The sequence below is a fragment of the Pseudarthrobacter sp. LT1 genome (genome assembly GCF_035621795.1).
In the GTDB taxonomy this organism is placed as follows: domain Bacteria; phylum Actinomycetota; class Actinomycetes; order Actinomycetales; family Micrococcaceae; genus Arthrobacter.
In genome coordinates this window covers 2,819,592-2,844,041 of record NZ_CP141830.1, presented here as the reverse complement: position 1 = coordinate 2,844,041, position 24,450 = coordinate 2,819,592, and the positions used below count along the sequence as shown (strand labels likewise).

Sequence of the window (24,450 nt, the reverse complement as noted above, 5' to 3'; positions counted from 1 at the left end):
CTGGGTGCAGAAATATTTCCCTTTCGGGTGCGCCCGGCCGTAGAATTAGTTTTGGTCAAGATGACCATAACTAACCGAGGAGCGCCCGGGTGCGGTCGATGGTGATGGAAGGCGGTGAAGCGGGTGTACTACAGTTCGGCGAACGTTTCCGAGCGGCAGGCCGCGCCGCCGTCGCTGGCCATCTCCACGGTGATCTTCGCACTGCGGCCCAGCGAGTCCTCGGGCCGGCCCACCTTGTGGCTTCCCCTGGTACGCCGCATCCGGGAACCCTTCAAGGGGCTGTGGGCGCTGCCGGGCGGACCCCTCAGCCATGACGAGTCCCTCCAAAGCGCCGCCGCCAGGAACCTGCAGGAGACCACAGGCCTTGCGCCCCGCTACCTTGAGCAGCTGTACGCCTTCGGTGGCCTGCACCGCTCGCCCACCCAGCGCGTGGTCTCCATCGTCTACTGGGCCCTGGTCCAGCCCACGGAGGCAGCGCTCGCGGACGAATCCGAAAACGTGAAGTGGTTCCGGGCCGACCGCCTGGGCGACCTGGCCTTCGACCACAACGCAATCGTGGACTACGCCCTCTGGCGCCTCCGCAACAAGCTGGCCTACGGCTCGGTGGCCTACCACCTGCTGGGCGAGTACTTCACGCTTGCCCAGGTCCGCGAAGTCTATGAAGCCGTCCTGGACCGCCAGCTGGACCCGGCCAATTTCCGCCGCCAACTCAAGTCAACCCCGGAAATCGAAGAGACCGGGGAATACCTGCAGGGCGGGAAGCACCGCCCGCCCCGCCTTTACCGCTACACCGGCCGGCCAGGCCTTGACCCAGACAACAGGAGCACACCATGAGCAGCGTCAACACGGCAATCCAGCTGATCACGCGCGAACAGGCCGAGAAGGGCGCAGCCGCCGAGCGCAGCACCTGCAGTCCGGCGCTGGCCAAGGGCCCGTGGGACTACGACCTGGCCGAGGCGCTCGCCGGTGTCCCCGCCTATGGCCCGGGCGCGTCCAGCGCGGACCCTGCCCCCGCCACCACCCCCCGCCAGGGCCAGCTCCCCGAGGAGTACAAACTTGCCGGCGACGCCGAGCTCGGGGAACGGATCAAGGCCGCCAAAGCCACCCTGGGCGAACGCGCCGTCATCCTGGGCCACTTCTACCAGCGCGACGAAGTGATCCAGTACGCGGACTTCGTGGGGGACTCCTTCCAGCTCGCCAACGCGGCACTGACCAGGCCGGAGGCAGAGGCCATCATCTTCTGCGGCGTCCACTTCATGGCCGAAACCGCGGACATTCTTTCCACCCCGGAGCAGGCGGTCATCCTGCCCAACCTCGCCGCCGGCTGCTCCATGGCAGACATGGCGGACACGGACTCCGTGGAGGAATGCTGGGAGCAGCTGGCGGAGATCTTCGGCACCGAGCCCGACGCCGAGGGCCGGGTTCCGGTCATCCCCGTCACCTACATGAACTCCTCCGCGGCCCTGAAGGCTTTCTGCGGCGAACACGGCGGCATCGTCTGCACCTCCTCCAATGCCAGGACCGTCCTGGAGTGGGCCTTCCAGCGCGGCCAGCGGGTGCTGTTCTTCCCCGACCAGCACCTGGGCCGCAACACCGCCAAGTCCATGGGTGTGCCCCTCGAGCAGATGCCAATGTGGAACCCGCGCAAGGAACTCGGCGGCAACGACGAACAGGCCCTGCTGGACTCCCGCGTCATCCTCTGGCACGGATTCTGCTCCGTGCACAAGCGCTTCAACGTAGCCCAGATCGAGAAGGCCCGCGCGGACTTCCCCGGCGTGCAGGTCATCGTGCACCCGGAGTGCCCCATGGAGGTGGTGGACGCCGCGGATTCCGCCGGCTCCACGGACTTCATCAAGAAGGCCATCGCCGCCGCCACCGAGCCCACTACGTTCGCCATCGGCACCGAAATCAACATGGTGAACAGGCTCGCCGCCGAGTACCCGCAGCACACCATCTTCTGCCTGGACCCGGTGATCTGCCCATGCTCCACCATGTACCGGATCCACCCCGGCTATCTCGCCTGGGTCCTGGAGGAACTGGTGGCCGGCCGCGTGGTCAACCGCATCACCGTGGACCATAACGTGCAGGCCAACGCCAGGACGGCGCTCGAGCGCATGCTCGCCGCGAGGCCGTGATGACAGGCCGGCTCGCCGTCGTCGGCAGTGGCATTGCCGGGCTCTACGCTGCCCTGCTCGCTGCCGATGCCGGCACGGACGTAGTGCTCCTGACCAAGGGCGCGCTGGACCACAGCAACACCTGGTACGCCCAGGGCGGCATCTCGGCCGTGCTGGCCGAACCCTCGCCAGGAGACACCGTCGCCGCGCACATCGCCGACACGCTCCGGGCGGGTGCGGGCCACTGCAACGAGGCTGCGGTCCGGTTGATGTGCATGGAGGCACGGCAGGACATCGCAAGCCTCCAGCGCTACGGGGTCGCCTTCGACACGGAACACGGGGACGCAGCGGACGACGGCGGCCCGGCCCTTGGGCTAGAAGCAGCCCACAGCGCCCCGCGGATCCTGCACGCAGGAGGAGACGCCACGGGTGCACGCGTCGCCGGGGCGCTGATCCAAGCCGTCCTGTCCCGGCGGGATGACGGGAAGCTCGCCATCCTCACGCATGCCCAGGCCACCGCCCTGGTGACCCGGGACGGGCAGGTGGCGGGAGTCCAGTACCTCCAGGACGGCCGGCGTGCGGTCCTGGATGCTGATGCCGTCCTGCTCGCCACCGGGGGAGCAGGACAACTGTTTGCCCAAACCACCAATCCCGCCGTTGCCACCGCCGACGGACTGGCGCTCGCCGTCCGCGCCGGAGCGGCAGTGGCAGACCTCGAGTTCTTCCAGTTCCATCCCACCTGCCTGGTCAGCTCCGCCACGGCCCACCCGGGCCGCCTGGACGGGCCGCTGCTGATCTCAGAAGCCGTCCGGGGCGAAGGAGCCATCCTGCTGGACTCCGGCGGCCGCCGCTTCATGCAGGCCTACCACCCTGATGCCGAACTGGCGCCCCGCGACGTCGTATCCCGCAGCATCGCCCTCCACCTGGCCAAGCTGGGCGATCCCACCGGCCACGTCTACCTCGACGCCCGGGGTATCGAGCACGCCAAGGGCGCGGGCTTCCTCCTACAGAGGTTCCCCACCCTCACCCGCAAAACCCTCGATGCCGGCATCGACTGGACCCGCGAACTGGTTCCCGTCGCCCCCGCCGCCCACTACTGGATGGGCGGGGTACGCACCGACCTCTCCGCCCGCACCACCGTTCCGGGCCTCTACGCCGCCGGCGAAGTTGCCTGCACCGGAGTCCAAGGGGCAAACCGGCTGGCCAGCAACTCCCTCCTCGAGGGACTCGTCTTCGGCCGCCGCGCTGTTGAATCATTTCTTTCCGGTGCTCCTGCTTGGGGGTCGCCTGAAGACACCCCTCCGCGTGCTGCCTCGGCCGCGGACGGCCTCCCCTTGACGCACGCTTCCGGGGAACCCTTTTCGCGGGAGGCTCTTCGCCGCCTCATGACCTCGCACGCCGGGGTTTTGCGGTCCGGGGAGCTGTTGCTCCAGGCCACGCGGACGCTCGGCCGGTGGGCCGCCGTCGTCTGTCCTCCTGCTGTTGCCGACTCTGCCGATCCTGCTGTGCATGAGGACCGGAACCTCCTGCTGGCCGCGCAGCTGCTGGTCGACGCTGCCCTCAAACGTGGTGAATCCCTGGGGGCGCATTACCGCAGCGATAAACCCGTCGAAACTGACTACCTGACTTCCCTCCGCCCGAAAGCGAGCCTGCTCCATGACTGAACCCGCCGTGATCGACCAGGCAACGCCCCTGCGCCCCGCGCTGGACCTCACCCTTCCGACGGCCCCCGTCCGGGACATCCTGCAACGGGCCTTCGCCGAGGATGCGCCCTCGGGTGACATCACCTCGCAGGTGCTCATCCCCGCCGGTGCCCGCGCCACCGCCGTCCTCAACGCCCGCGTGCCCGGCGTCATGAGCGGAGCCACGGTCTTCCGCGACGCCATGCAGCTGGTGGACCCGGCCACCATGGTGGAGCTGCTGGTGGCGGACGGGGAAACGTTCGACGCCGGCACGCACCTCGCCCGGGTCAGCGGCACCGCCCGCTCGGTGCTGCTGGCAGAACGCGTGGCGCTCAACCTTGTCCAGCGGATGTCCGCCATCGCCACCAAGACCGCCGAATTTGTCCGGCTCGCCGACGGAACCCGGGCCCGCATCACCGACACGCGCAAGACCACCCCCGGGCTGCGCATCCTTGAACGCTTCGCGGTGCGTTGCGGCGGCGGCTCCAACCACCGCTACAGCCTGTCCGACGCCGTGCTTGCCAAGGACAACCACCTCGCCGTAATGACCGGCGGGGACCCGGCGAAACTCACCGCACTCCTGCTGACCGCCAAGGCACAGCTGGGCCACACCACCCACTTTGAGGTCGAGGTGGACCGCATGGACCAGATCGAACCCGTGCTGGCCGCCGGCGTGGACACCATCATGCTGGACAACTTCACCCTCGAAGAGCTCAGGGCCGGGGTTGCCCTTGTGGCCGGCCGTGCCCGGGTGGAGGCCAGCGGGAACGTGAATACCGGCACGGTCGCGGCCATTGCAGCCACCGGTGTGGATGTCATCTCCGTTGGCGCACTCACCCACTCGGTGGCCGCGCTGGACCTGGGCCTCGACGTCGAACTGGCCGCAGGGTGACGCTGCCGTGATCTTCCTTGACGCCGCCGCCACCACCCCGGTCCGCCGTGAAGTGCTGGACGCCATGTGGCCCTACCTCACGGGCGGATTCGGGAATCCCTCCAGCCACCACAACCTGGGCGAGGCGGCAGCCGAGGCTCTCGCGCAGGCTCGGAGGGCCGTGGCGGATGTCCTTGGCTGCCGGCAGGGCGAAGTGGTGTTCACCTCTGGTGGAACCGAAGCGGACAACCTGGCGGTGAAAGGCATCGCCCTGGCCCGGCAGGCGGCAAACCCGCAGCTGGACCGGGTGGTGATCAGCGCCGTCGAACACCCCGCCGTGGAGGAATCCGCCCGGTACCTGGAGCGCTTCCACGGCTTCGCCGTCGACGTGGTCCCGGTGGATCCAACCGGCCGCGTCACACCCGAAGCACTTGCCGGGGTGCTGCGCCCGGAAACCGCGCTGGTGAGCATCATGTACGCCAACAACGAGGTGGGAACCATCCAGCCCATCGCCGGGCTGGCGGAACTCGCCCGCGCCCAGGGCATCCCGTTCCACACCGACGCCGTCCAGGCCGCCGGCTGGCTGCCGCTCGACACCCGCCCTCTGGGCGTGGATGCGATGAGCATCTCGGGGCACAAGCTGGGGGCACCCAAAGGCTGCGGCCTGCTGTTCATCCGGAGCCGTACGCGCCTGGAACCGGTCATCCACGGCGGCGGCCAGGAGCGCGGCCGCCGGTCCGGAACGGAAAACGTTGCCGGCGCGGTGGGGCTCGCCACCGCCCTCACGCTTGCCCGGGACCGCCAGGCAGGGGAGCAGGCAAGGGTTGCCGCCCTGCGGGACCGGTTCATTGCAGCCGTCCTGGCAGGCGTGCCGGACGCCGTCCTCACCGGGCATCCGTCCGAACGGCTGCCGTCAGTGGCGTCGTTTTGCTTCCCCGGTACCAGCGGCGAGTCGGTGCTCCTCGAGCTGGAACGCCGCGGCGTGGTCTGCTCCAGCGGCTCGGCGTGCGCTGCAGGCTCGGACGCGCCGTCGCCCGTGCTCACGGCCATGGGCATTCCGGCCGAGGTGGCCCAGACGGCGGTCCGGTTCAGTTTCGACGCGTCGGTGACGCGGGAGGACCTCGACGCTGCCGCGGCTGCCGTCCAGGCGGCCGTGGCCGGCGTCAGGAACCTCGGAGCGGGCCCGGGCCGGTAGCCCCCTGTAAACCCTAGCGGTGGCGCGCGCGGCGGAAGATCCAGTGCCGCAGCATGCTGAAGCGCACGGCGGTGGCCAGGAAGCCGGACAGCGTGGTGGCCACCAGTTCGTCACCCACGGTGGCGTCCGGATTGAACCAGTGCAGCACGCCCAGGCTGCTGCCGGTGATCACCAACGCCACGGCGATCACCACCAGGCCGTTGAGGTGGTCGCGGGTGCGGCGTTGCTGGCCGGCAATCTTGAAGGTCAGCCGCCGGTTCAGGGCCGTGTTCAGCAGCGACGTGAGGACCAGCGCCACGGCGTTTGCCAGCTGGGCGCCCAGCCACGGCCGCAGCAGCGCGTAAAGCCCCAGGGACGCCGCGGTGCAGATGACCCCGACGCCGGAGAAACGCAGCAGCTGCCGGATGACCGGAAAGCGCAGTACACCGCGGTGGTGCCTGGTGGCGGGAAAGCGCCGGGTGGCGGTCTCCGTGTCAGTCTCCGTGGCGGCGGGTGCGGACAGACCTTCCCTCACGCGGCGTAACCGGGGACGGCCGGCATCAGTACAGCTCGCCCACGGGAATTTCCACTGCCAGGCGGTTTGATGGCCCGGGCAGCGGGCAGGCCCACGCCTCGTTGTAGGCGCAGGAGGGGTTGTAGGCAAAGTTGAAGTCCAGCACAAAGGTGGCGCCGGGCCCCGTGCCGCTGACCCCGTGGAACGCGCCCTTGATGGTGTCCAGCAGGTAGCGCCCGGCCCCGTAGCTTCCGCCCGGCTGGCCGGCCGTGGCGTCGCGGAACGGAACGAAGATGCCGCCGCCGTAGCCATGGATTTTCCAGACCCCCAGCTGGCCCATTTCCGGCAGGTCGAACGTGCCCAGCCGGACGAAGTTGACCACGCCGTCGGTTCCCGTGTCCACGCTCATCTCCCGGCCTGCGCCTTCCTTGGTGAGCGGGACGTGGAAGCGGTAGATGGGATCATAGTCGGCAGTCTTGAGGCCGGAAAAGCGCGCCTTGTCCGCCGCTGTCAGGGCGGAAGCCGGGTGCGTTGCGAACATCAGGTCCCGCTGGTGGCGCCAGTATGAGTGCGCCTCGGACGGGCTCTCGGCGGAGATCCGCCGGACATTGTCGTAGAGCGCAAACGTCCGCAGCCGCCAGTCGGCAATGTCCAGGGCGGAAATGTCCGCGGGATTCTCTTCGGCTGCGCCGTGCTGCTCTTCCGACATAGCCTCCAGCCTAGTCCCAGGCCGGGGTGGTAGACGTCCGACGGCGACACGCCGGGCCGGGTGCCCGGCCTGCGGCCGGGTGGCGGGCGGGTTGGGAGGAGCCTGGGGGCGGGTGTCCGCGATGCGGAAAACACCGCCGCGGCAGGCGGGGGAGGGGGCGGGTCCCGTTAGGCTGGGCCTCATGACGGGCGCGCCAGTAAAGACTGTTCTTTCCGGTATCTCACTCGTGGCTGCCGCAGTTCTGCTGGCAGCGTGTTCCGGACCGCAGCCGGCCGGGTCCGGATGGACTGCCCAACCGGACCCCTCGGCACCGGCGGCGTCCGGAACGGCCTCACCGGCCGACGGGGCGGGCGCCGGGGCCACGGCAGCGGCGCCGGCCGGCAGCGCAACAGCATCAGCACCGGCCTCCAGCGAGCCCCAGGCTGTACCCACCGCAACGTCCTGGAAGACGTTCTCCGATCCCGCAAAGACGGTCAGCTTCGATTTGCCGGCGGACTGGATCGCCCAGTCCGTGGCGCCGGAGGAAGGCGTCCTTCCCGGCGGACTCAGGGTTGACGTGAAGAAGCCCGACGGAACCTTCATGGCCGCGCTCCGGACGGGACTGCCGCCGTCGTCCGCCGACTGCCCGGAAAGCGCACAGCGCCCGTACACGGTGATCAGCAGCGTACCGTTCGACCTTGCCGCGCAGGGTGGGGAGGGCACCATCCCGCCACGCATGGTTTACCGGGTGATCCAGGGCTACCGCTACTTCGGTTCCTACGGCATCACCAACCTGGTGGGAGGAACCGACGGGAAGGCGTGCGAGCTGCGCAACGTGGTCCGCGGCCCGGCCGGGCAGGGGGACTACTCGTTTGGGGACCTGGTGGCCCTCAAGGCCTTCGCGCCGGACGAGAAGGTGGCCCCGGCGAAGGCGTTCGACACCCTGGGCCAGGCGGCCCAGTACGTCAACGGGAGCCCTGACTTCGCCAACGTGCAGCGGATGCTAATGTCGCTGAAGGTCAAAAACTAGTCCCGCTGCCCGCGCCCACCAGGCGCCGGTGCGCCCGACTTGCCTTCCACCCCCAACACCCCCGGAGATTCATGGAACGCTCTGTTTCCGCACGCCTGGCCTTCAAGACCATCGCCAACACCAAGGTGGCCATGGCCATCGCCGTGGCGAGGAACAGCGGCTACTCATCCTTTGACGAATCCCTGTCCGTGACGGCCGGGGGCGCGGAGGTTCCCCTCACGGAAATTTCGGACCACCACGGGGGCCGGTTCCACTACATGGAGTTCGCCGAGCCCGCCGAAGTCACGGTGGAATACACGGCCACAGTGACCGGCCGCGCCGTGCCCGAGGAGGCGTGCCTGGCCGACCGCATCCGCTACGTGCGTCCCAGCCGGTATGCCGAGTCGGACCGGCTGCTGCCGACGGCCTACGCGGAATTTGGCGGGGTCCACGGGGCCGACCTGGTGCATGCGGTCCGCGAGTGGGTCAATGGCGAACTGCGGTACATCAGCGGCTCCTCCCGTGGCACGGATGGCGCGGTGGAGACGCTCCTGAGCAGGCGGGGGGTCTGCCGGGACTTCGCGCACCTGGCCATTGCCCTGCTGCGGTCCAAGGACATCCCTGCCCGCCTCGCGGCTGTTTACGCCCCCGGCTTGAATCCCATGGATTTCCACGCCGTGGCGGAAGCCTATGTGGAGGGTGCCTGGCACGTCATCGACCCCACGGGGCTTGCCCCGCGGGAGTCGATGCTGCGCATCACTGCGGGCCGGGATTCGTCGGACACGGCCTTCCTTTCCACGGTGGGCGGCAGCCTGGTGTTGAACCAGCTGCGCGTGACCGCCGTGGTGGACGGGGACCTTCCGGCCGAGGATCCGTCCCGGCTGGTGCAGCTGGGTTAGCGCTTCCCCAGCGAGTTCCGCAGCTTGTCGGTCAGCCGCATGAGTTCCTTCTGCTCAGCGGCCGTCAGGGCGGGCCCCACCAGGGCCGAGATGTCCCGCACATGCTCGCGGCCGATCTCTTTCTGCAGTTCCCGGCCCTCGTCCGTCAGCTTGAGCAGCACGCCGCGGCCGTCCTCCGGTGCCGGCATCCGGGCCACGAGTCCCCGCTTTTCGAGCCGCTCCACCAGCCGGCTGAGGCTGGACTGGCTCAACAGGACGTTGTCGTTGAGCTCGTTGAGCCGCAGCCAGCCGGACGGGCAGCGGGAGAGCGTGAACAGGACGTCGTATTCGTTCACCGCAAGCTTCCGGAACGCCGGTCCGGACTGCAGCTTCCGCATCACAGCCACCTGCGCGCGGAACAGCGATTCCCAGGTTTCCGCCGCAAGCCGCACCGGCGATTCCGATCCTCCGGCAGCCATTACGCCACCGGGGTGGCTTTGCCGGCGTCCTGTGACGCCAGCAGGGCGGCCACGCGTCCTGCGTGGGTGGGCGGCTCCGGAACGTGGGCGGGCTTAAGAGCTGCGTACTCCCTGCGCAGGACCGGCAGCACTTCCTCGCCGAACAGGTCCAGCTGCTCCAGGACGGTCTTCAGGGGCAGGCCGGCGTGGTCGATCAGGAACAGCTGGCGCTGGTAGTCACCGAAGTGCTCGCGGAAGGTCAGGGTCTTTTCGATGACTTCCTGCGGGCTGCCCACGGTCAGCGGTGTCTGCGAAGTGAAGTCCTCCAGGGATGGACCGTGGCCGTAGACGGGGGCGTTGTCGAAGTACGGGCGGAATTCCTTCACCGCATCCTGGGAGTTCTTCCGCATGAAGAACTGGCCGCCGAGTCCCACGATCGCCTGGTCCGCCTTGCCGTGGCCGTAGTGCTCGTACCGCTCGCGGTAGAGGCCGATCAGCTGCTGGTAGTGCTCCTTGGGCCAGAAGATGTTGTTGGCGAAGAAGCCGTCACCGAAGTAGGCGGCCACCTCGGCGATCTGCGGCGTGCGGATGGAACCGTGCCACACGAAGGGGGCCACGCCGTCGAGCGGGCGGGGAGTGGAGGTGAAGTTCTGCAGCGGGGTGCGGAACTTGCCGGACCAGTTCACGGTGTCCTCGTCCCAGAGCTTGCGCAGGAGGCTGTAGTTTTCGATGGCCAGTTCCACGCCGTCCTGGATGTTCTTGCCGAACCACGGGTAGACCGGCGCGGTGTTGCCGCGGCCCAGGACCAGATCGACGCGGCCGTCGGACAAGTGCTGGAGCATGGCGAAATCCTCGGCGATCTTCACCGGGTCATTGGTGGTGATCAGCGTGGTGGCCGTGGAGAGGATGATGCGTTCGGTCTGGGCTGCGATGTAGGCCAGGGTGGTGGTGGGGGAGGAGGAGAAGAAAGGCCGGTTGTGGTGCTCGCCGAGGGCGTAGACATCCATGCCGATTTCCTCGACCTTTTTGGCGATCGCCACCGAGGCTTTGATGCGCTCGTGTTCGGTGGGGGTGTGGCCCGTGGTGGGGTCCGTGGTGATGTCGCTGACGCTGAATACACCGATCTGCATGACGTGCCTTTCCGTTCCTGGACTTGCTGGCTTGGTTCCAGTGTAGACCAATGTAGATGCATTTGCATATAGTGCCTTCTGTAACACCACGTCCCGTGGATTATTCCCCGCCCTTGCTTAGGGGCCATGCCCTGGAACGCAGCGATGCCCGCACCAGGATCTGGTACGGGCATCGCGGCTACGTTGGGCTTTATCCGGCGCCGGGCGCCGCCCGGCGGCCGCTGACTTTGGGGACCTGGCCAGTGGTCCAGTCCCTGAATTCGGCGTCGATGTCCGAACCGGGCCCGGGTTCCGGGCGGGCCTGCAGGTCACGCAGCAGCGCCTTCTTCTCGCGCCGGCCTTCCACCAGCCGGTAGAGCACCGGAACCAGGATCAGGGTCAGCGCCGTGGAGGACACCAGGCCGCCGATCACCACCACTGCCAGCGGCTGGGAAATGAACCCGCCGCCGCCCGTAAGGCCCAGGGCCATGGGGGTCAGGGCAAAGACCGTGGCAAGTGCCGTCATGAGGATGGGCCGGAGCCGCTGCCGGGCGCCGTTCGTGATGGCGTCCGCCACGTTCATGCCCGGCCGGCCATCGCGTGGCTGCCGGTACTGGTTGATCAGGTCGATCAGCACGATCGCGTTGGTGACCACGATGCCCACGAGCATCAGCATGCCGATGAGCGACGGCAGGCCCAGCGGCACGCCCGTGAGCAGCAGCAGGGCCACCGCACCGGTGGCCGCGAACGGAACCGAGACCAGCAGGATCAGCGGCTGGATGAGCGACTTGAAGGTGGCCACCATGATGACGTACACGATGGCGATGGCTGCCAGCAGGGCCAGGCCCAGCTGCCGGAAGGACTCTGCCTGCTGGGTGGTGGCGCCACCGATGGTGGCGGTGACTCCCGGCGGCAGCTGGACATCGGCCAGGCGCTTTTGGACTTCGGTGTTCACTGCGCCCAGGTTGGAGCCCGACGGCGTGATGGACACCTTGGCGGTGCGCTCACCATTGCTGGCAGTGATGGAGACCGGGACGTCCACCTGCTCCACGGCGGCGATGCTTCCCAGCGTCACCGGCCGGCCGCCCGCCGGAAGCGGGATGTTCCGGACTGCATCGATGCTGGTGAACTTGGTGCCCTGGCCGATCCGGACGGGGAAGTCGTTGGTGTCGATCCGGACCGTGCCGGCCGGGATGGGGCTGATGGTGGAGGCCAGGACGCCGGCCACCTGTTCCTCGTTCAGGCCGGCGGCCGCGGCTTTGGCCCGGTCCACCTTGACCTGCACCACGGGGTTGCTGGCAGCAAGGTTGCTGGCCACTTCGCTGGTGCCGGGGACGCCCGTCATGGCGGCCACCATGGTGTCGCTGGCCGACTGCAGGTCGGCGCTGGTGGCAGCCTTCAGCGTGATGTCGACGGTGGATGAGGTACCGAAGCCGCCCTGCTGGGTGCCTACGGAGATCTTTCCGGCGTCGGGGACCTTCGCAAGCTCCGAGCGCACGGTGTCCTGGAGCCGTTCCTGGTTGGCCTTTTCGTCGGTCACCACCGTGAACGTTGAGTTGGAGGAGCCGGTGGAGGTGAGTGCGGCGAAGCCTGCCTGGGCGTTGCCGGACGTGACCTGGACATCCTTGATGCCGTCGATGCCGCGCAGGACCCCTTCGAGGCGGACGGCGGCGGCACTGGTGTCGGCCAGGCTGGTTCCGGCCGGCAGTACCTGGCGCACGGTCAGGCTGTTTTGCCCGGAATTTCCGAGGAGATTGGTGGCCAGCAGCGGTGTCATGGCACCGGTGGCTCCGAGCACCAGGACAGCCGCCACCAGGGTGATGACGGGGTGCTTCTGCGTGGACCGGAGGATGGGAAGGTAGCCGCGCTGCAGCCGGCTGCGCTGCTCGGCGTCGTGGGCCCTTGCCTTGGCCTCGCCGGCAATGCGCCGCGCCTCGGGGGATCCTGCGGCCGCGCCGGCGGGGCCGCCCTTGGGGTTCTTCAGGAACCAGTAGGCCAGCACCGGAACGATGGTCAGGGATACCAGCAGCGACGCCAGCAGGGCCATGGTGACTGTCAGGGCGAACGGCCGGAACAGTTCACCGGCCAGTTCACCGACAAACGCGATGGGCAGGAACACCGCCACCGTGGTCAGGGTTGAGGCGGTGATGGCGCCGGCCACCTCCCTGATGGCGGTGAGGATCGCCGTCGACTTTTCCTCGCCGTAGCTCAGGTGCCGCTTGATGTTCTCGATCACCACGATCGAGTCGTCCACCACCCGCCCGATCGCGATGGTGAGGGCGCCCAGCGTCAGGATGTTCAGCGAGTAGCCGGTGGCTGACAGGCCAATGAACGTGATCAGCAGGGACAGCGGAATGGAGACGGCCGTGACCAGCGTGGACCGGGCGGACATCAGGAAGAGCAGGATGATGGCGACGGCGAATCCCAGCCCCAGCAGGCCTTCCGTGGTGAGGTCCTTGATGGACTTTTCGATGAACGGCGCCTGGTCAAAGACGGGGGTGAACTTGGCGTTCGAGCCCAGCTCCGCCTCGAGTTCATTCAAGGAGTCCCGCACCGCGTGGGAGATCGCCACCGTGTCACCCTCGGGTTTCTTGGTCACGGAGACCGCCAGCGTCTCGGCGCCGTTGGTGCGCGTGATGGAGGTGCGCTCGTCGTCCTTGAGGGAAACATCGGCTACCGAGCCGATGGTCGCCGCGTTCTTGGCGCCGGACAGTGGCAGGGCCTTGATGGCATCGAGGGAATCGACGGGGCTGCCGATCTGCAGCGAGAGGGTCTTGCCCTGGTCCTCAAGTGTTCCGGCAGGGATCAGCGCGCCGTTGTTGGACAGGGCGTCGCGGATGGCGGTAACGCCTGCCCCTGCCGCTGCCATGGCCTCGGTGCGGGGGAGGATCTCGATGTGCTGGGAGGCGCCGCCCGTGACGTCGGCGCTGCGGACGCCGTCGATCTTCTGCAGCCGGGGCACGCTGAGGCGCTGGAGGTCCGCGTTCAGTTCACTGAGTGGCTTGTCCGAGGAGACGGCGAGGAAAACAATGGGGAAGTCGCTGATGCTTCCGGCGATGGCCTGTGGCTGGACATCGCTGGGCAGCGTCCGCTTGGCGTTGGAAATGGCCCGGTCGATCTGGTTCCGGGCCCGGTCCAGGTTGGATCCGTAGGTGAACACCATGGTGATCTGGGAGACGCCGGTCCGCGACGTGGAGGAGGTGGATTCCAGCCCCTCCACGCCGTTCAGCGCCTTTTCCAGCGGACCGCTGACCTGCTTGTCAACCACTTCGGGCGATGCACCCGGCATGGAGCTGAGCACTGTGATCTGCGGGAACTCAATGGAAGGAATGAGCTCCTGCTTCAGCGACGACATGGTGATCACGCCGAAGACCGAGGCGAAGACGGTGATCAGCGCGATCAGGGCCCGGTTCGCCAGGGAAAGGTGCGCCAACCGGAACATGGGTGTCTCCTGGGGGGTCTAAGTGACTGGTACAAGCCCTGGGGGTGCCAGCCGCTGGCCCCGGCAGGGTCAGTGGCTGGCGGAAACACTCTCCAGCTGAAGGGACGCGGCCGTGGCCCGCTCCAGCTCCGCGGCGAGGTCAGGATTCTCATCCAGCTTCACCCCGTAGCCGGGCATCATGTCCTTGAGCTTGGACTGCCAGCCCTTGAAGTTCTTGGGGAACGTCTTCTGAAGCAGCTCGATCATGATGGGGACAGCGGTCGACGCCCCCGGCGAAGCGCCCAGGAGCGCACCGATGGAGCCGTCACGGCCGGCGATCACTTCAGTACCGAACTGGAGGATGCCGCCCTTTTGCGGGTCTTTCTTGATGATCTGTACACGCTGGCCGGCGGTGATGAGTTCCCAGTCCCCGCCCTTTGCCTCGGGGTAGTACTCGCGCAGCGCCTCCACCTTCTGGTCGTGGCGCTTGACCACTTCCTTGACCAGGTAGGCCGTGAGGTCCATGTTGTCCTTCGCCACGGCCAGCATCGGGATGATGTTGCCGGGGCGGATGGACAGGGGCAGGTCCAGGTAGGAGCCGTTCTTCAGGAAGTTGGTGGAGAAGCCTGCGTACGGGCCGAACAGGAGCGAACGCTTCCCGTTGACGTAGCGGGTGTCCAGGTGCGGAACGGACATCGGCGGCGCGCCCACGGAGGCCTGGCCGTAGACCTTGGCGCTGTGCTGGGCGGCGATGGTCTCGTCCGTGCAGCGGAAGAACTGGCCGGAGACCGGGAATCCGCCATAGCCTTTGCTTTCCGGGATGCCGGAGGCCTGCAGCAGGTGCAGGGCACCGCCGCCGGCGCCGACGAAGACGAACTTGGCGTGGATCTTGCCGTGTTCCCCGGACTTGGGGTACTTCAGCGTCAGGTCCCAGCCGCCGTCGGAGGCGCGGGAGATCCCGGTGACGTCGTGGCCGTAATTGATTTCGACGCCGTTGTTCCCCAGGTAGGTGGTCAGCTCCCGGGTGAGTGCGCCGAAGTCCACATCGGTGCCCTCGGCGGCCCGGGTGGCGGCAATACGCTGCTGGGGGTCGCGGCCCTTGACGATCAGAGGCGCCCACTTGGCGATCTGGGCGTGGTCCTCGGAGTACTCCATGCTCCGGAACAGGGGGTGCGGCTTCAGCGCCTCGTACCGGGTCTTCAGGAACCTGGTGTGGTCTTCGCCGATCACGAAGCTCATGTGCGGGACGGTGTTGATGAAGCCCTTGGGGGAACCGATGAGGTTGTTGTCCACCAGGTGGGACCAGAACTGGCGTGAGAGCTGGAACTGTTCGTTGATGAGCAGTGCCTTGGCGGGGCTGACCGAGCCGTCTTTGGCTGCGGGCGAGTAGTTGAGTTCGCAGAGGGCGGCGTGGCCCGTTCCTGCGTTGTTCCAGGGGTCCGAGCTTTCGAGGCCAGGCTGGTCCAGCCGTTCGAACAGGGAGATGGTCCAGTCCGGCTCCAGCTGCTTGAGGAATGCCCCCAGCGTGGCGCTCATGATGCCGCCGCCTATCAGGACAACGTCGGCGTGTGGGGTCTTGGAAATGAAGGTCACGATCAGTCTCCGATTGCAGCGGCTCTGGCTGTCACAGAATATCCCCGCGCAGCCCGCATACTGAAATTGGCCGGGGCCGTCAAGGCTTTAGCTGGACCTTCGTGAAAACTTCGTTTAAGACCGGGGAAGCCGGGTAGCTGAGTACTCGGTCTGACAAGGCAAGTGCGGAGATGGGGAAGGCGATGGGAACCGCCGGCACCGTCGCGGCGATCTGGGCGTTGATGGTGTGATAAAGCTCATCCCGCTCTTTCCCGTCAGGGAGCCCCCGCGCGCGGTTGATCTTCGAAAAGACCTGTGGATCCTGGTACCCGAACTCGCCGTTTTTCTCCCCGAAGAGGGGGCCCACAAAGTTGTCGGCGTCGGAGTAGGAGCCGTTCCAGCCAAGGATGTGGAGGGCATGGTCGCCGGCCGACTGCACCTTCTGCAGGTAGCCGTCGGACCAGTCAACCGGCACGGGCCGGATGTTGAAGCCGACGGCGGTGAGCTGGCGGCTGAGCTCGGCATAGACCTTTTCGGGGGTGGGCAGGTATGGCCGGGTGACGTTCATGGGGTAGTAGAACTTCAGTTCCTCGCCGGCGTAGCCGCCCTCCTTCAGGTAGTCCTTGGCCTTGGCGGGATCGTGTCCGAGTTCCGGCGCGTCATTGTTGAAGCCGCTGATCTTGGGCGGGACAAACTGCGTGGCCTTGGCGGTGTTGTCGATGAAGAACTTCCGGATCAACGTTTCCTTGTCGATGGCAAGCTCCACCGCCTGCCGGATCTTCTGGTTCTGGAGTATGGGGATGTCCTGGTTCATGCCCACGTACATCACGGAGAACGGGTCGCGCTGCACGATCTGCTTGCCGCGCTTGACCAGCTGGTCGAAATTTCCCACGGTGACAGCGTCATAGCCATCGATCGTGCCGTCCAGCAGTGCCTGGAGGCGGGTCTGGGGGTGGTTGTAGGCCAGGAAGTTGATGGTGGCGATCTGGCCGCGGTCCCCCCAGTAGGTTTTGTTGCTGGCGAGGGTGACGTTGTCGGTGCCCCAGTCGGCAAGGGTGAAGGGCCCGGTGCCGACCGGTTTGGTGGCGAACGCCGACATGGCCTGGCCGCCCCGGTTCTGGTCCAGGACGTCCGCTTTGCCCGAGGCCAGGGCGGCCGGGGATGCGATCGCGAAGGCCGGGAGGGTCAGTGCCTGGAGGAACGCAGTGAATCGCTGGGTGAGGTCGATCTGTACCGTGTCAGGTGCCAACGCGGTGCAGCTCTTGAAAATCGAAAGCCCGGGCTCGTCGGAGTGGGCCTTGAACACGCCCTTGAAGGAGCTGCCGGGAGCCTGCTTCCGCAGCTCGGCAGGGAAAGCAAACCAGCGGTTGAAGTTGGCGCAGACGGCGTCGGCGTTGAACGGGGTGCCGTCCTGGAAGGTGACCCCGGTGCGGAGCTTGAAAGTGTAGGTCCGGCCCTCGTTGGACTCGTTCCATTCGGTTGCCAGCAGCGGGGTGGGTTTGCCGGTGGTCTGGTCCACACCCACCAGGCATTCGAGGATCTGGCGGGTGATGCGCTGGGATTCCACGTCGTTGGACAGGGCCGGGTCCAGGCCCAGGGGCTGGGCCGCGGTGCCGAAATTGAAGGTGGCTTGGGGCTCGGCCGGAGGGGAACTGGGCGTGCCGGACGTGGGGGAGGGGGACGGCATGCCTGTGCACGACGTCACGCCCAGCGCCATGAGGACGGCGCCGGCCTTGATGACCGTCCGCCGCGATGTACTGCTGGGCACTCGTTTATCACCTCTGGATGCTGCCGGCTCCGCCGCTTGCGGGCCGGGACCAGTCTAGAGGACCGGGCTTGCGGCCGGCCCCAGGCTGGCACATGACGCGCCAGGGCCGGGTCCGCCGGTCTACCGGCGGACCCGGCCCTGTGTTGGGGGGGCGGGGAGAGGGCTTACTTGGGCATGAGGACCGAGTCGATCAGGTAGACCGTTGCGTTCTTGGTCTTGACGCCGCCGCAGACCACGTTGGCGTTGTCCACCTTGAGGTTGTCGCCGCTGCCGGTCACCGTGACGGAGCCGCCCTCAACCGTGGCGTGCGTGCCGGCGATCTTGTCCGGGGTGATCTGGCCGGGGACTACGTGGTAGGTGAGGATCTTGCTCAGCAGCGCATCGTCTGTCTTCAGCGTTTCGATGGTGGCGGGGTCGATCTTCTTGAAGGCGTCGTCCACCGGTGCGAACACGGTGAACTCGCCGCCGTTGAGCGTGTCCACCAGGTCAACCTTGGGGTTCAGCTTGCCGGAAACTGCTGCGGTAAGCGTGGTCAGGATGGGGTTGTTGGAGGCTGCGACCGCGACCGGATCGAGGGCCATGCCCTCCACCGAGCCTGCGCCGGTGGGGACCTGCTGGGCGTAGGCGGCGCAGCCGGGGCCAACCAGGTTGGCGGCGGGGTCCATGCTTCCTGCTGAGGAGCTTGCGGACGGGGACGCCATGCTGGAGCTGGACGGGGACGCCATGCTCGAGCTGGGGGCGGATGACATCGGCGCCGACGACGCCGAGGAACCGGAAGTGCTGCCGGAACCGCCGCATGCCGTGAGGCTGAGCAGAGCGGCCGCTGCAACGCCTGCGACGGTGAAAGTGGTGCGCTTGAAGGTCTGCATTTGGGTTCTCCTTGGATCGTTTGCCTGCCGCCATCGGACTGTGTGTTCGTGGCGTGCAGCCTGCCTTGGGGTGGGCACCTGCCCTTGGCTGGTGTCTCAATGGCTATTCGCCGGGTGGGCGGCGGCGGATGGGTGGATCTTCGGAGTTTTTCTATTCGGGGCAGAAACTGGCGGTGGAACGGCCGGCGTGTTAACGCAGGAATCCCCCGGCCGGGGGCCGGGGGATTCAGTGTGCGCAAGGGGGGACTTGAACCCCCACGCCCGAAGGCACAGGAACCTAAATCCTGCGTGTCTGCCAATTTCACCACTCGCGCTCGGCGTCCTGCCGTGAACACCCGGACAGGATGTTCGACGACGGATGCCAGTGTCCATTGTAGCGGGGTCTGCGGCCACGCCCGGGCCGGGCACCGGCTTCGGCGGCGGGGGCAGGCGCGGAACAGATCAGGCGTCCAGGTTGAGGTCCCTGCGCAGTTTGGCCACGTGGCCGGTGGCCCGGACGTTGTACTGGGCCAGTGCCACCTTGCCGTCCGGGTCCACCACGATGGTGGACCGGATCAGGCCCTCATACGTCTTGCCGTAGTTTTTCTTTTCACCCCAGGCGCCGTAGGCCCCGGCCACCGCGTGGTCGGCGTCCGAAAGCAGCGGGAACGTCAAGGACTCCTTGTCCGCGAATTTTGCCAGTTTGTCGACGGGGTCGGGGGAGATCCCCAGGACGTCATAGCCGGCAGCCTGCAGGGAGGCAAGGCTGTCCCGGAAGTCGCACGCCTCTTTGGTGCAGCCCGGAGTGGAGGCTGCCGGGTAGAAGTAGACGATGGTGGAGCGGCCGGGCCGGGGGGCCAGGCTGACGTCCTTGCCGGTGGAATCCTGCAGGGTGAAAGCCGGTGCCTTGTCGCCGGTAACGAGTCTTTCAGCCATTGTTTTTCTCCTTGTTGCGGGCGGGACACAACAGCCTAGTAAGCAGGTGGAACGAGTGCTAATCGGCATTTGGCTATACTTGCTGCTATGCCTGATATGGATCACTGGCCCACAGGGCGCCTTCTGTCCACTGCTGCGCGACTCGTTGAGCACTCCTGGAACGAAAAACTCGGCGCCATCGGCCTCACCCATGCCGGTGTTATCGCCATCGAGGTCCTTGCCGCGCAAGGACCCATGACCCAGGCCCAGCTTGCCCAGTACGTCCGCGTACAGGCCCAGACCATGGGCAAGACCCTCAGCCGCCTTGAGTCCCACGGCCACATTGCCCGGGTGCGCAGCACCTCGGACCGCAGGAGCCACGTGGTGTCGCTGACCGAGCAGGGCAAGGAAGCCGTTGCCCAGGCCGTGGAGATGGAGCGCTCGGTCCTGGCATCGGCCTCGATCGACCCTGAGTTGCTCCGCCAGGAACTCAAAGCTGTGGTCCGGGAACTGGCCAGCCAGTTCTCCACGACGCCCAGCAACGCCGGAGCCCTCATGGACAACATCGCAAAATAGCCGTTGGTGCTGAAGGCAGCAAAAGCAAAGCGCGGCCCTGGTTTGGAAAAACCAGGGCCGCGCTTTTTTGTGCCCGGCCGCCGCCCGCCGTCGGCCTTTAGTGCCCGGCCATCATCGATTGCTGCGTACTTGTCGTTTTGAGTCGTGAAAACGACATGTACTCAGCAATGGATGACGTGGGCCGGCAAACAAAACAGCCCCCGGTCTGTGTTTCCACAAACCGGAGGCTGTTTTCCCAGTGGTGCACCCCCCGGGACTTGAACCCGGAACCCATTGATTAAGAGTCAATTGCTCTGCCAATTGAGCTAGAGGTGCATCTTATTTGCTTCCATCCCCGGGCTTTTTCTTTCCCGTTGATCTCCGCAACGACATGAAACTCTACACGAACTTTTGGTGCAAGTGAAATCGGCCCTCCTGTGGGTTCCTGAATCACTGTGAGAGTCGCAAAACCAGCGCAAAATCAGGGTTTTTGCCGTTTGTGAGCAGCCACAACCTGCCATCGGGTGCCCGGATGGCGTCCCGGATCCGGCCGTACTGACCTGTGAAATAGGCCACAGGTTGTCCGGCTTCCGTGCCCTTGAGCGGCACCGCCCAGAGCCGTTCGCCCCGGAGTGCACCCAGGTAGGCGATACCCCCGGAAATCTCCAGCCCGCTGGGGGAGGACTCGCGGGTGGAGGGCCAAACGACTTTTGCGTCCTCAAAGCCGGCACGGTGCGGTGTGCCGGTGACTTCCGGCCAGCCGTAATTGGCGCCGGGGAGGATCAGGTTCAGCTCATCGTCCACATCCGGTCCGAACTCGCTGGCCCACAGCCTGCCTGCTTGGTCCCACGCCAGGCCTTGGACGTTCCGGTGGCCAAGGCTGTAGACGGCGTTCCCGAACGGGTTGCCGGGCGCGGGGGCGCCGTCCGGGGTGAGCCGGAGGATCTTCCCACCCAGGGCGGCGGGGTCCTGGGCCTGCTCGCGGCGCTGGGCGTCGCCGGTGCCCACATACAGGAACCCGTCCGGGCCGAACCGGATCCTGCCTCCGTTGTGGGTGCCGGCTTTGGGTATTCCCGCAAAGACGGTCTGCGGCCGGCCCAGCGTCAGTGAACCATCAGCGCTCCGCTCGACGGTAAGCCGGACCACCCGGTTGTCCTCCCTGGTGGTCGTGTAGGCATAAAGGAAGCGGTCAGCCTCAAAATGCGGGGAAAGCGCCAGGCCCAGCAGGCCCCCCTCTCCTGCGGGCACCACGTCGGGCACTTTCCCGATGGTTGTGGCGGTGCCGTCCCGAACGGCCTTCAGCAGTGCGGTCCCGCGCTCGGAAATGACGGCGGTGCCCTCCGGAAGGAATACCGCTGCCCAGGGCGTGTCCAACTGCAGCTCCAACCGGTCCTGCACGGCGGGTGCGGCGGGGACGGGGGCTGTTCCGGCGGATTCCGTGGCCGGGGAAGCGGGGCTGGCGACGGCGGTTCCCGGCGGGGTGTCCGCGCCGGCAGGGTTCGTGCCTGGTGCAGGCGGCCCTGGCGTGCCCGTGCAGGCTGCCAGCACCAGGAACAGGGCCAGGCAAGGAAGGCCCGCCGCAATGCGGCGGGCCTTCCTCCTGCTAGAGCCGTCTGCGCCGTGGAGCGCGGAAGCCTGCGGCCTCCGCATGCGCGGCAGATTCGAACCAGACTTCCGCCCGGGTCTGCTCATAGTCCGGATGTCCTTCTTCGTAGTAGACCATTGCGGCGGCATCGCCCTTGACCGTGTAGTCCGCCGGTCCGCTGCCGTCAGGGCCCGGCGCAGCCGAGCCTGCGCCGTAGGGCTCGTCGGCTGCAAGGTGTCCGGCAGGCTCGGCGGCAGTGGTGCCATGCTCCGGGGCGGATCCTTGCGCGAATCCCTGAACGGCGTCCTGTCCCTGGCCGGACGGCTGGTGGTGGTCCGCGCCGTTTTCCACCAGTGCGGAGGACTGGGCGCGCTCCAGCGTTTCGGCATCGCCGGCGTCGCCAAGGCTGCCGCCGGAGACCGGCGCGGGCTCGTGCTGGTCTGCTGCCCGGTAGCTGTCCGCCACGTGCTGGGGCGCCTGGCCAATGGGCTGTCCGCCGGCTGCCGTGCCGGCGCCGTCCACGCCCTCCACTGCAGCTGTTTCGGCGCCGGGAAGCGTCGGGGCATGGGGGGCTGTGTATTCGTCGTGGTGGACGGGGCGGGACGCTGCGCGGGCTGCCTGTCCGGACGGTGCGTCCGTATTGGTCCCGGAGTGGGGTGCGACCTCTTGCGCGGCCGCGGCCCCACCGGCAACGGAGGAGCCGGACCGGGACCCGGATCCGGCCTCGGACCACTGGGTTTCCCATTCGGCCTGTTCTGCGTTTTGGTCTGCCTCCAGGTCATGTGACCGTTGTTCGTCGTGTCCAGTGGCCTTGGCGGCCATGGCGGACGAGTCGGCCGGCTCTTCGGCCGTGGCGGGCGCTGCCGGTTCTGCGGCTTTTCCGAATCCGGCAGCTGTTGGAATGCCGGTGGTCCCCGCAGCCGCGGCCGACGCGGCGGCGCTGCCCCCTTCGAGGGCTCCATCGGCACGGGGCCGATCAGTCGTCGCGCCGGCTGATGATCCCCCCGGCGCGTTGGCGGACTTGTTGCGGTTGACCAGCCACCAAATAATGACGGCGATGACGGCTATGACGATGATCCAGAAAATAATGTCCATGGCAGGCCCTTCTCTACAGGTGGCGGGTGTCCTGTCCCCGACGCTACGTCGGGTCACCACTGCTGTCCAGACATGCCGCGGCACGCCGGACAGGGCCTGGTGAAAACACGGGCGGGTGCGCTGAAGTGGAATGCCACGTCATCCGCGTCTCACACTATGAGATCCCCGTCCATTGGTTGGCCCGGCAACTTTCGGGATTTTCCCCGGATCCGGCCGCCGGAGGTCGTTCAGGCAGCATCCGAGCCCTAGACTTTCCCTCATGAGCGACGCCCAGACCACAACCGGAAACAAGCCGGACATCAAGCCCCGCAGCCGCGTCGTCACCGACGGCATCCACGCGGCCCCCGCCCGCGGCATGTTCCGGGCCGTCGGAATGGGCGATGATGACTTCGCCAAGCCCCAGGTGGGCGTGGCAAGTTCCTGGAACGAAATCACCCCCTGCAACCTTTCGCTGAACCGGCTGGCGCAGGGCGCCAAGGAAGGCGTCCACGCGGGCGGCGGTTTCCCCATGCAGTTCGGCACCATCTCGGTGTCCGACGGCATCTCCATGGGCCACGAAGGCATGCACTTCTCATTGGTCTCCCGCGAGGTCATCGCCGACTCCGTGGAGACCGTCATGCAGGCCGAGCGGATTGATGGCTCCGTCCTGCTGGCCGGCTGCGACAAATCCCTGCCGGGCATGCTTATGGCCGCCGCCCGGCTGGACCTTGCCAGCGTCTTCCTCTACGCGGGGTCCATCATGCCCGGCTGGGTCAAGCTCGAGGACGGCTCCGAAAAGGAAGTCACCCTCATTGACGCTTTCGAAGCGGTGGGCGCCTGCGCTGCCGGCAAGATGAGCATGGAGGACCTCACCCGCATTGAAAAGGCCATCTGCCCGGGTGAAGGTGCCTGCGGCGGCATGTACACGGCCAACACCATGGCCTGCATCGGCGAGGCCCTGGGCATGTCACTCCCCGGATCCGCCGCACCGCCCTCGGCAGACCGCCGTCGTGATGAGTTCGCGCGCAAGTCCGGCGAAGCGGTGGTCAACCTGCTGCGCCTGGGCATCACGGCCCGCGACATCATGACCAGGGAGGCGTTCGAGAACGCCATCGCCGTCACCATGGCCTTCGGCGGCTCCACCAACGCCGTCCTGCACCTGCTGGCGATTGCCCGCGAGGCAGAGGTGGAACTCACCCTGGACGACTTCAACCGCATCGGCGACAGGATCCCGCACCTGGGTGACCTCAAGCCGTTCGGCCGCTACGTCATGACCGACGTCGACAGGATCGGCGGCGTGCCGGTCATCATGAAGGCACTGCTCGACGCCGGCCTGCTGCACGGCGACTGCCTCACCGTCACGGGCAAGACCGTCGCGGAGAACCTTGCGGCGATCAATCCGCCGGACGTTGACGGCAAGATCCTGCGCGCCCTGGACAACCCGATCCACAAGACCGGCGGCATCACCATCCTGCACGGCTCGATGGCCCCGGAAGGCGCCGTCGTGAAGAGTGCCGGCTTCGACGCCGACGTCTTCGAAGGCACCGCCCGGGTCTTCGAGCGGGAGCAGGGCGCCCTGGACGCCCTGGACAAGGGGGAGATCAAGGCCGGTGACGTCGTCGTCATCCGCTATGAAGGTCCCAAGGGTGGACCGGGCATGCGCGAGATGCTCGCCATCACCGGCGCCATCAAGGGTGCGGGACTCGGCAAGGATGTCCTGCTCCTCACCGACGGCCGCTTCTCCGGCGGCACCACCGGCCTGTGCATCGGCCACGTGGCACCGGAAGCGGTCGACGGCGGCCCCATCGCCTTCGTGAAGGACGGTGACCGGATCCGGGTGGACATCGCCGCGCGCACCTTCGACCTGCTGGTGGACGGGGCGGAACTTGAGGCCCGCAAGGTGGGCTGGGAGCCGCTCCCGGCCCGCTATACCAAGGGCGTGCTCGCCAAGTACGCCAAGCTGGTCCACAGCGCCAGCCAAGGCGCCTGGACCGGCTGATCCGGCGGGATAGGATCAAAGGGTGGACAGCGTCGTCCACATGGTGAGATAGGGTTGTTGCTCGTTGACACCCATCTCACCAAGAGGGAAAACTGAACGCATGACTTTCGTTACCGGCATCGTCGTCGTCCTTACCAAGCGCGTGGCACATTAGCCCCTGGTAACAAACAGTCACGCGCAAACCCCTCACCAAGCCGCCAGGCCGAGGGGTTTTTT

The 24,450-nt window shown here is 67.1% G+C and carries 20 protein-coding genes and 2 tRNA genes; 9 read left to right on the top strand and 13 right to left on the bottom strand.

Features of this window, described 5'->3' with window-relative positions; genetic code table 11:
- Nucleotides 1-123 precede the first annotated feature (123 nt).
- From VIK36_RS13370 to VIK36_RS13350, 5 genes are read left to right on the top strand one after another with little or no spacing between them, the layout of a single operon-like run.
- The gene (locus VIK36_RS13370) at nucleotides 124-834 is read left to right on the top strand and encodes an NUDIX hydrolase (protein ID WP_159631683.1); all 711 of its coding nucleotides are present in this window, start codon (nucleotides 124-126) and stop codon (nucleotides 832-834) included.
- Nucleotides 831-2,135, top strand: coding sequence for a quinolinate synthase NadA (nadA, locus tag VIK36_RS13365; protein WP_324642267.1), 1,305 nt, complete (start codon nucleotides 831-833; stop codon nucleotides 2,133-2,135). The genes VIK36_RS13370 and nadA overlap by 4 nt, the downstream gene beginning before the upstream one ends.
- Complete coding sequence (nadB, locus tag VIK36_RS13360) at nucleotides 2,135-3,778, top strand: L-aspartate oxidase (protein WP_324642265.1); 1,644 nt, start codon at nucleotides 2,135-2,137, stop codon at nucleotides 3,776-3,778. The genes nadA and nadB overlap by 1 nt, the downstream gene beginning before the upstream one ends.
- Nucleotides 3,771-4,688 (top strand): carboxylating nicotinate-nucleotide diphosphorylase, encoded by a 918-nt coding sequence (gene nadC, locus VIK36_RS13355; protein WP_324642264.1) that lies wholly within the window; start codon nucleotides 3,771-3,773, stop codon nucleotides 4,686-4,688. The genes nadB and nadC overlap by 8 nt, the downstream gene beginning before the upstream one ends.
- A gap of 7 nt (nucleotides 4,689-4,695) precedes the next feature.
- Nucleotides 4,696-5,862: a cysteine desulfurase family protein gene (locus tag VIK36_RS13350; protein WP_324642263.1), complete on the top strand. Its 1,167-nt coding sequence runs from the start codon at nucleotides 4,696-4,698 to the stop codon at nucleotides 5,860-5,862.
- 13 nt (nucleotides 5,863-5,875) lie between these two features.
- Here VIK36_RS13350 and VIK36_RS13345 read toward each other — a convergent pair whose 3' ends face one another.
- Nucleotides 5,876-6,376 carry a GtrA family protein gene (locus tag VIK36_RS13345; RefSeq protein WP_324642261.1) on the bottom strand — a complete coding sequence of 167 codons (501 nt, stop codon included), beginning with the start codon at nucleotides 6,374-6,376 and terminating at the stop codon, nucleotides 5,876-5,878.
- 25 nt (nucleotides 6,377-6,401) lie between these two features.
- Nucleotides 6,402-7,064, bottom strand: coding sequence for a DUF1684 domain-containing protein (locus tag VIK36_RS13340; protein ID WP_255172550.1), 663 nt, complete (start codon nucleotides 7,062-7,064; stop codon nucleotides 6,402-6,404).
- Between the two features lie 181 nt (nucleotides 7,065-7,245).
- On the opposite strand from VIK36_RS13340, the gene VIK36_RS13335 reads away from it, so the two are divergent.
- Both VIK36_RS13335 and VIK36_RS13330 read left to right on the top strand, forming a co-directional pair.
- Nucleotides 7,246-8,073, top strand: a complete 828-nt coding sequence (locus VIK36_RS13335; RefSeq protein WP_324642259.1) for a hypothetical protein — start codon at nucleotides 7,246-7,248, stop codon at nucleotides 8,071-8,073.
- A 71-nt stretch (nucleotides 8,074-8,144) separates the two neighbouring features.
- Nucleotides 8,145-8,951 (top strand): transglutaminase family protein, encoded by an 807-nt coding sequence (locus VIK36_RS13330; RefSeq protein WP_324642258.1) that lies wholly within the window; start codon nucleotides 8,145-8,147, stop codon nucleotides 8,949-8,951.
- Here the strand turns inward: VIK36_RS13330 and VIK36_RS13325 are convergent.
- The 8 genes from VIK36_RS13325 to bcp all read right to left on the bottom strand — a co-directional run bounded on the left by VIK36_RS13325 (nucleotide 8,948) and on the right by bcp (nucleotide 19,042).
- The gene (locus tag VIK36_RS13325; RefSeq protein ID WP_224026440.1) at nucleotides 8,948-9,409 is read right to left on the bottom strand and encodes a MarR family winged helix-turn-helix transcriptional regulator; all 462 of its coding nucleotides are present in this window, start codon (nucleotides 9,407-9,409) and stop codon (nucleotides 8,948-8,950) included. The two genes, VIK36_RS13330 and VIK36_RS13325, sit on opposite strands and share 4 nt — an antisense overlap.
- Nucleotides 9,409-10,518: an LLM class flavin-dependent oxidoreductase gene (locus VIK36_RS13320; RefSeq protein WP_324642257.1), complete on the bottom strand. Its 1,110-nt coding sequence runs from the start codon at nucleotides 10,516-10,518 to the stop codon at nucleotides 9,409-9,411. The genes VIK36_RS13325 and VIK36_RS13320 overlap by 1 nt, the downstream gene beginning before the upstream one ends.
- A gap of 190 nt (nucleotides 10,519-10,708) precedes the next feature.
- Nucleotides 10,709-13,939, bottom strand: a complete 3,231-nt coding sequence (locus tag VIK36_RS13315) for an efflux RND transporter permease subunit (RefSeq protein WP_324642256.1) — start codon at nucleotides 13,937-13,939, stop codon at nucleotides 10,709-10,711.
- Nucleotides 13,940-14,008: 69 nt separating this feature from the next.
- Entirely contained in the window at nucleotides 14,009-15,511 is a 1,503-nt protein-coding gene (locus VIK36_RS13310) for a malate:quinone oxidoreductase (protein ID WP_324642255.1), read from the bottom strand.
- A 79-nt stretch (nucleotides 15,512-15,590) separates the two neighbouring features.
- Entirely contained in the window at nucleotides 15,591-17,258 is a 1,668-nt protein-coding gene (locus VIK36_RS13305) for an ABC transporter substrate-binding protein (protein WP_324642254.1), read from the bottom strand.
- Between the two features lie 164 nt (nucleotides 17,259-17,422).
- The gene (locus VIK36_RS13300) at nucleotides 17,423-18,127 is read right to left on the bottom strand and encodes a fasciclin domain-containing protein (RefSeq protein WP_255172543.1); all 705 of its coding nucleotides are present in this window, start codon (nucleotides 18,125-18,127) and stop codon (nucleotides 17,423-17,425) included.
- 232 nt (nucleotides 18,128-18,359) lie between these two features.
- Nucleotides 18,360-18,441: transfer RNA gene (locus VIK36_RS13295), tRNA-Leu, on the bottom strand.
- Between the two features lie 127 nt (nucleotides 18,442-18,568).
- Complete coding sequence (bcp, locus tag VIK36_RS13290) at nucleotides 18,569-19,042, bottom strand: thioredoxin-dependent thiol peroxidase (RefSeq protein ID WP_324642253.1); 474 nt, start codon at nucleotides 19,040-19,042, stop codon at nucleotides 18,569-18,571.
- A 96-nt stretch (nucleotides 19,043-19,138) separates the two neighbouring features.
- Here bcp and VIK36_RS13285 point away from each other — a divergent pair, with 96 nt between their 5' ends.
- A complete protein-coding gene (locus VIK36_RS13285) occupies nucleotides 19,139-19,597 on the top strand; it encodes a MarR family winged helix-turn-helix transcriptional regulator (RefSeq protein ID WP_255175607.1) in 459 nt (152 codons plus the stop codon).
- A 239-nt stretch (nucleotides 19,598-19,836) separates the two neighbouring features.
- On the opposite strand, the gene VIK36_RS13280 is transcribed toward VIK36_RS13285, so the two are convergent.
- From VIK36_RS13280 to VIK36_RS13270, 3 genes are all read right to left on the bottom strand, one after another.
- Nucleotides 19,837-19,912, bottom strand: a tRNA-Lys gene (locus VIK36_RS13280).
- Nucleotides 19,913-20,026: 114 nt separating this feature from the next.
- Nucleotides 20,027-21,226 (bottom strand): PQQ-dependent sugar dehydrogenase, encoded by a 1,200-nt coding sequence (locus VIK36_RS13275; RefSeq protein ID WP_324642252.1) that lies wholly within the window; start codon nucleotides 21,224-21,226, stop codon nucleotides 20,027-20,029.
- Nucleotides 21,180-22,256 (bottom strand): hypothetical protein, encoded by a 1,077-nt coding sequence (locus VIK36_RS13270; RefSeq protein WP_324642251.1) that lies wholly within the window; start codon nucleotides 22,254-22,256, stop codon nucleotides 21,180-21,182. Before VIK36_RS13270 ends, VIK36_RS13275 begins: the two co-directional genes overlap by 47 nt.
- A gap of 259 nt (nucleotides 22,257-22,515) precedes the next feature.
- Between VIK36_RS13270 and ilvD the strand changes: the two genes are divergently transcribed.
- Complete coding sequence (ilvD, locus tag VIK36_RS13265) at nucleotides 22,516-24,234, top strand: dihydroxy-acid dehydratase (protein WP_324642250.1); 1,719 nt, start codon at nucleotides 22,516-22,518, stop codon at nucleotides 24,232-24,234.
- The last annotated feature ends 216 nt before the right edge of the window (nucleotides 24,235-24,450 follow it).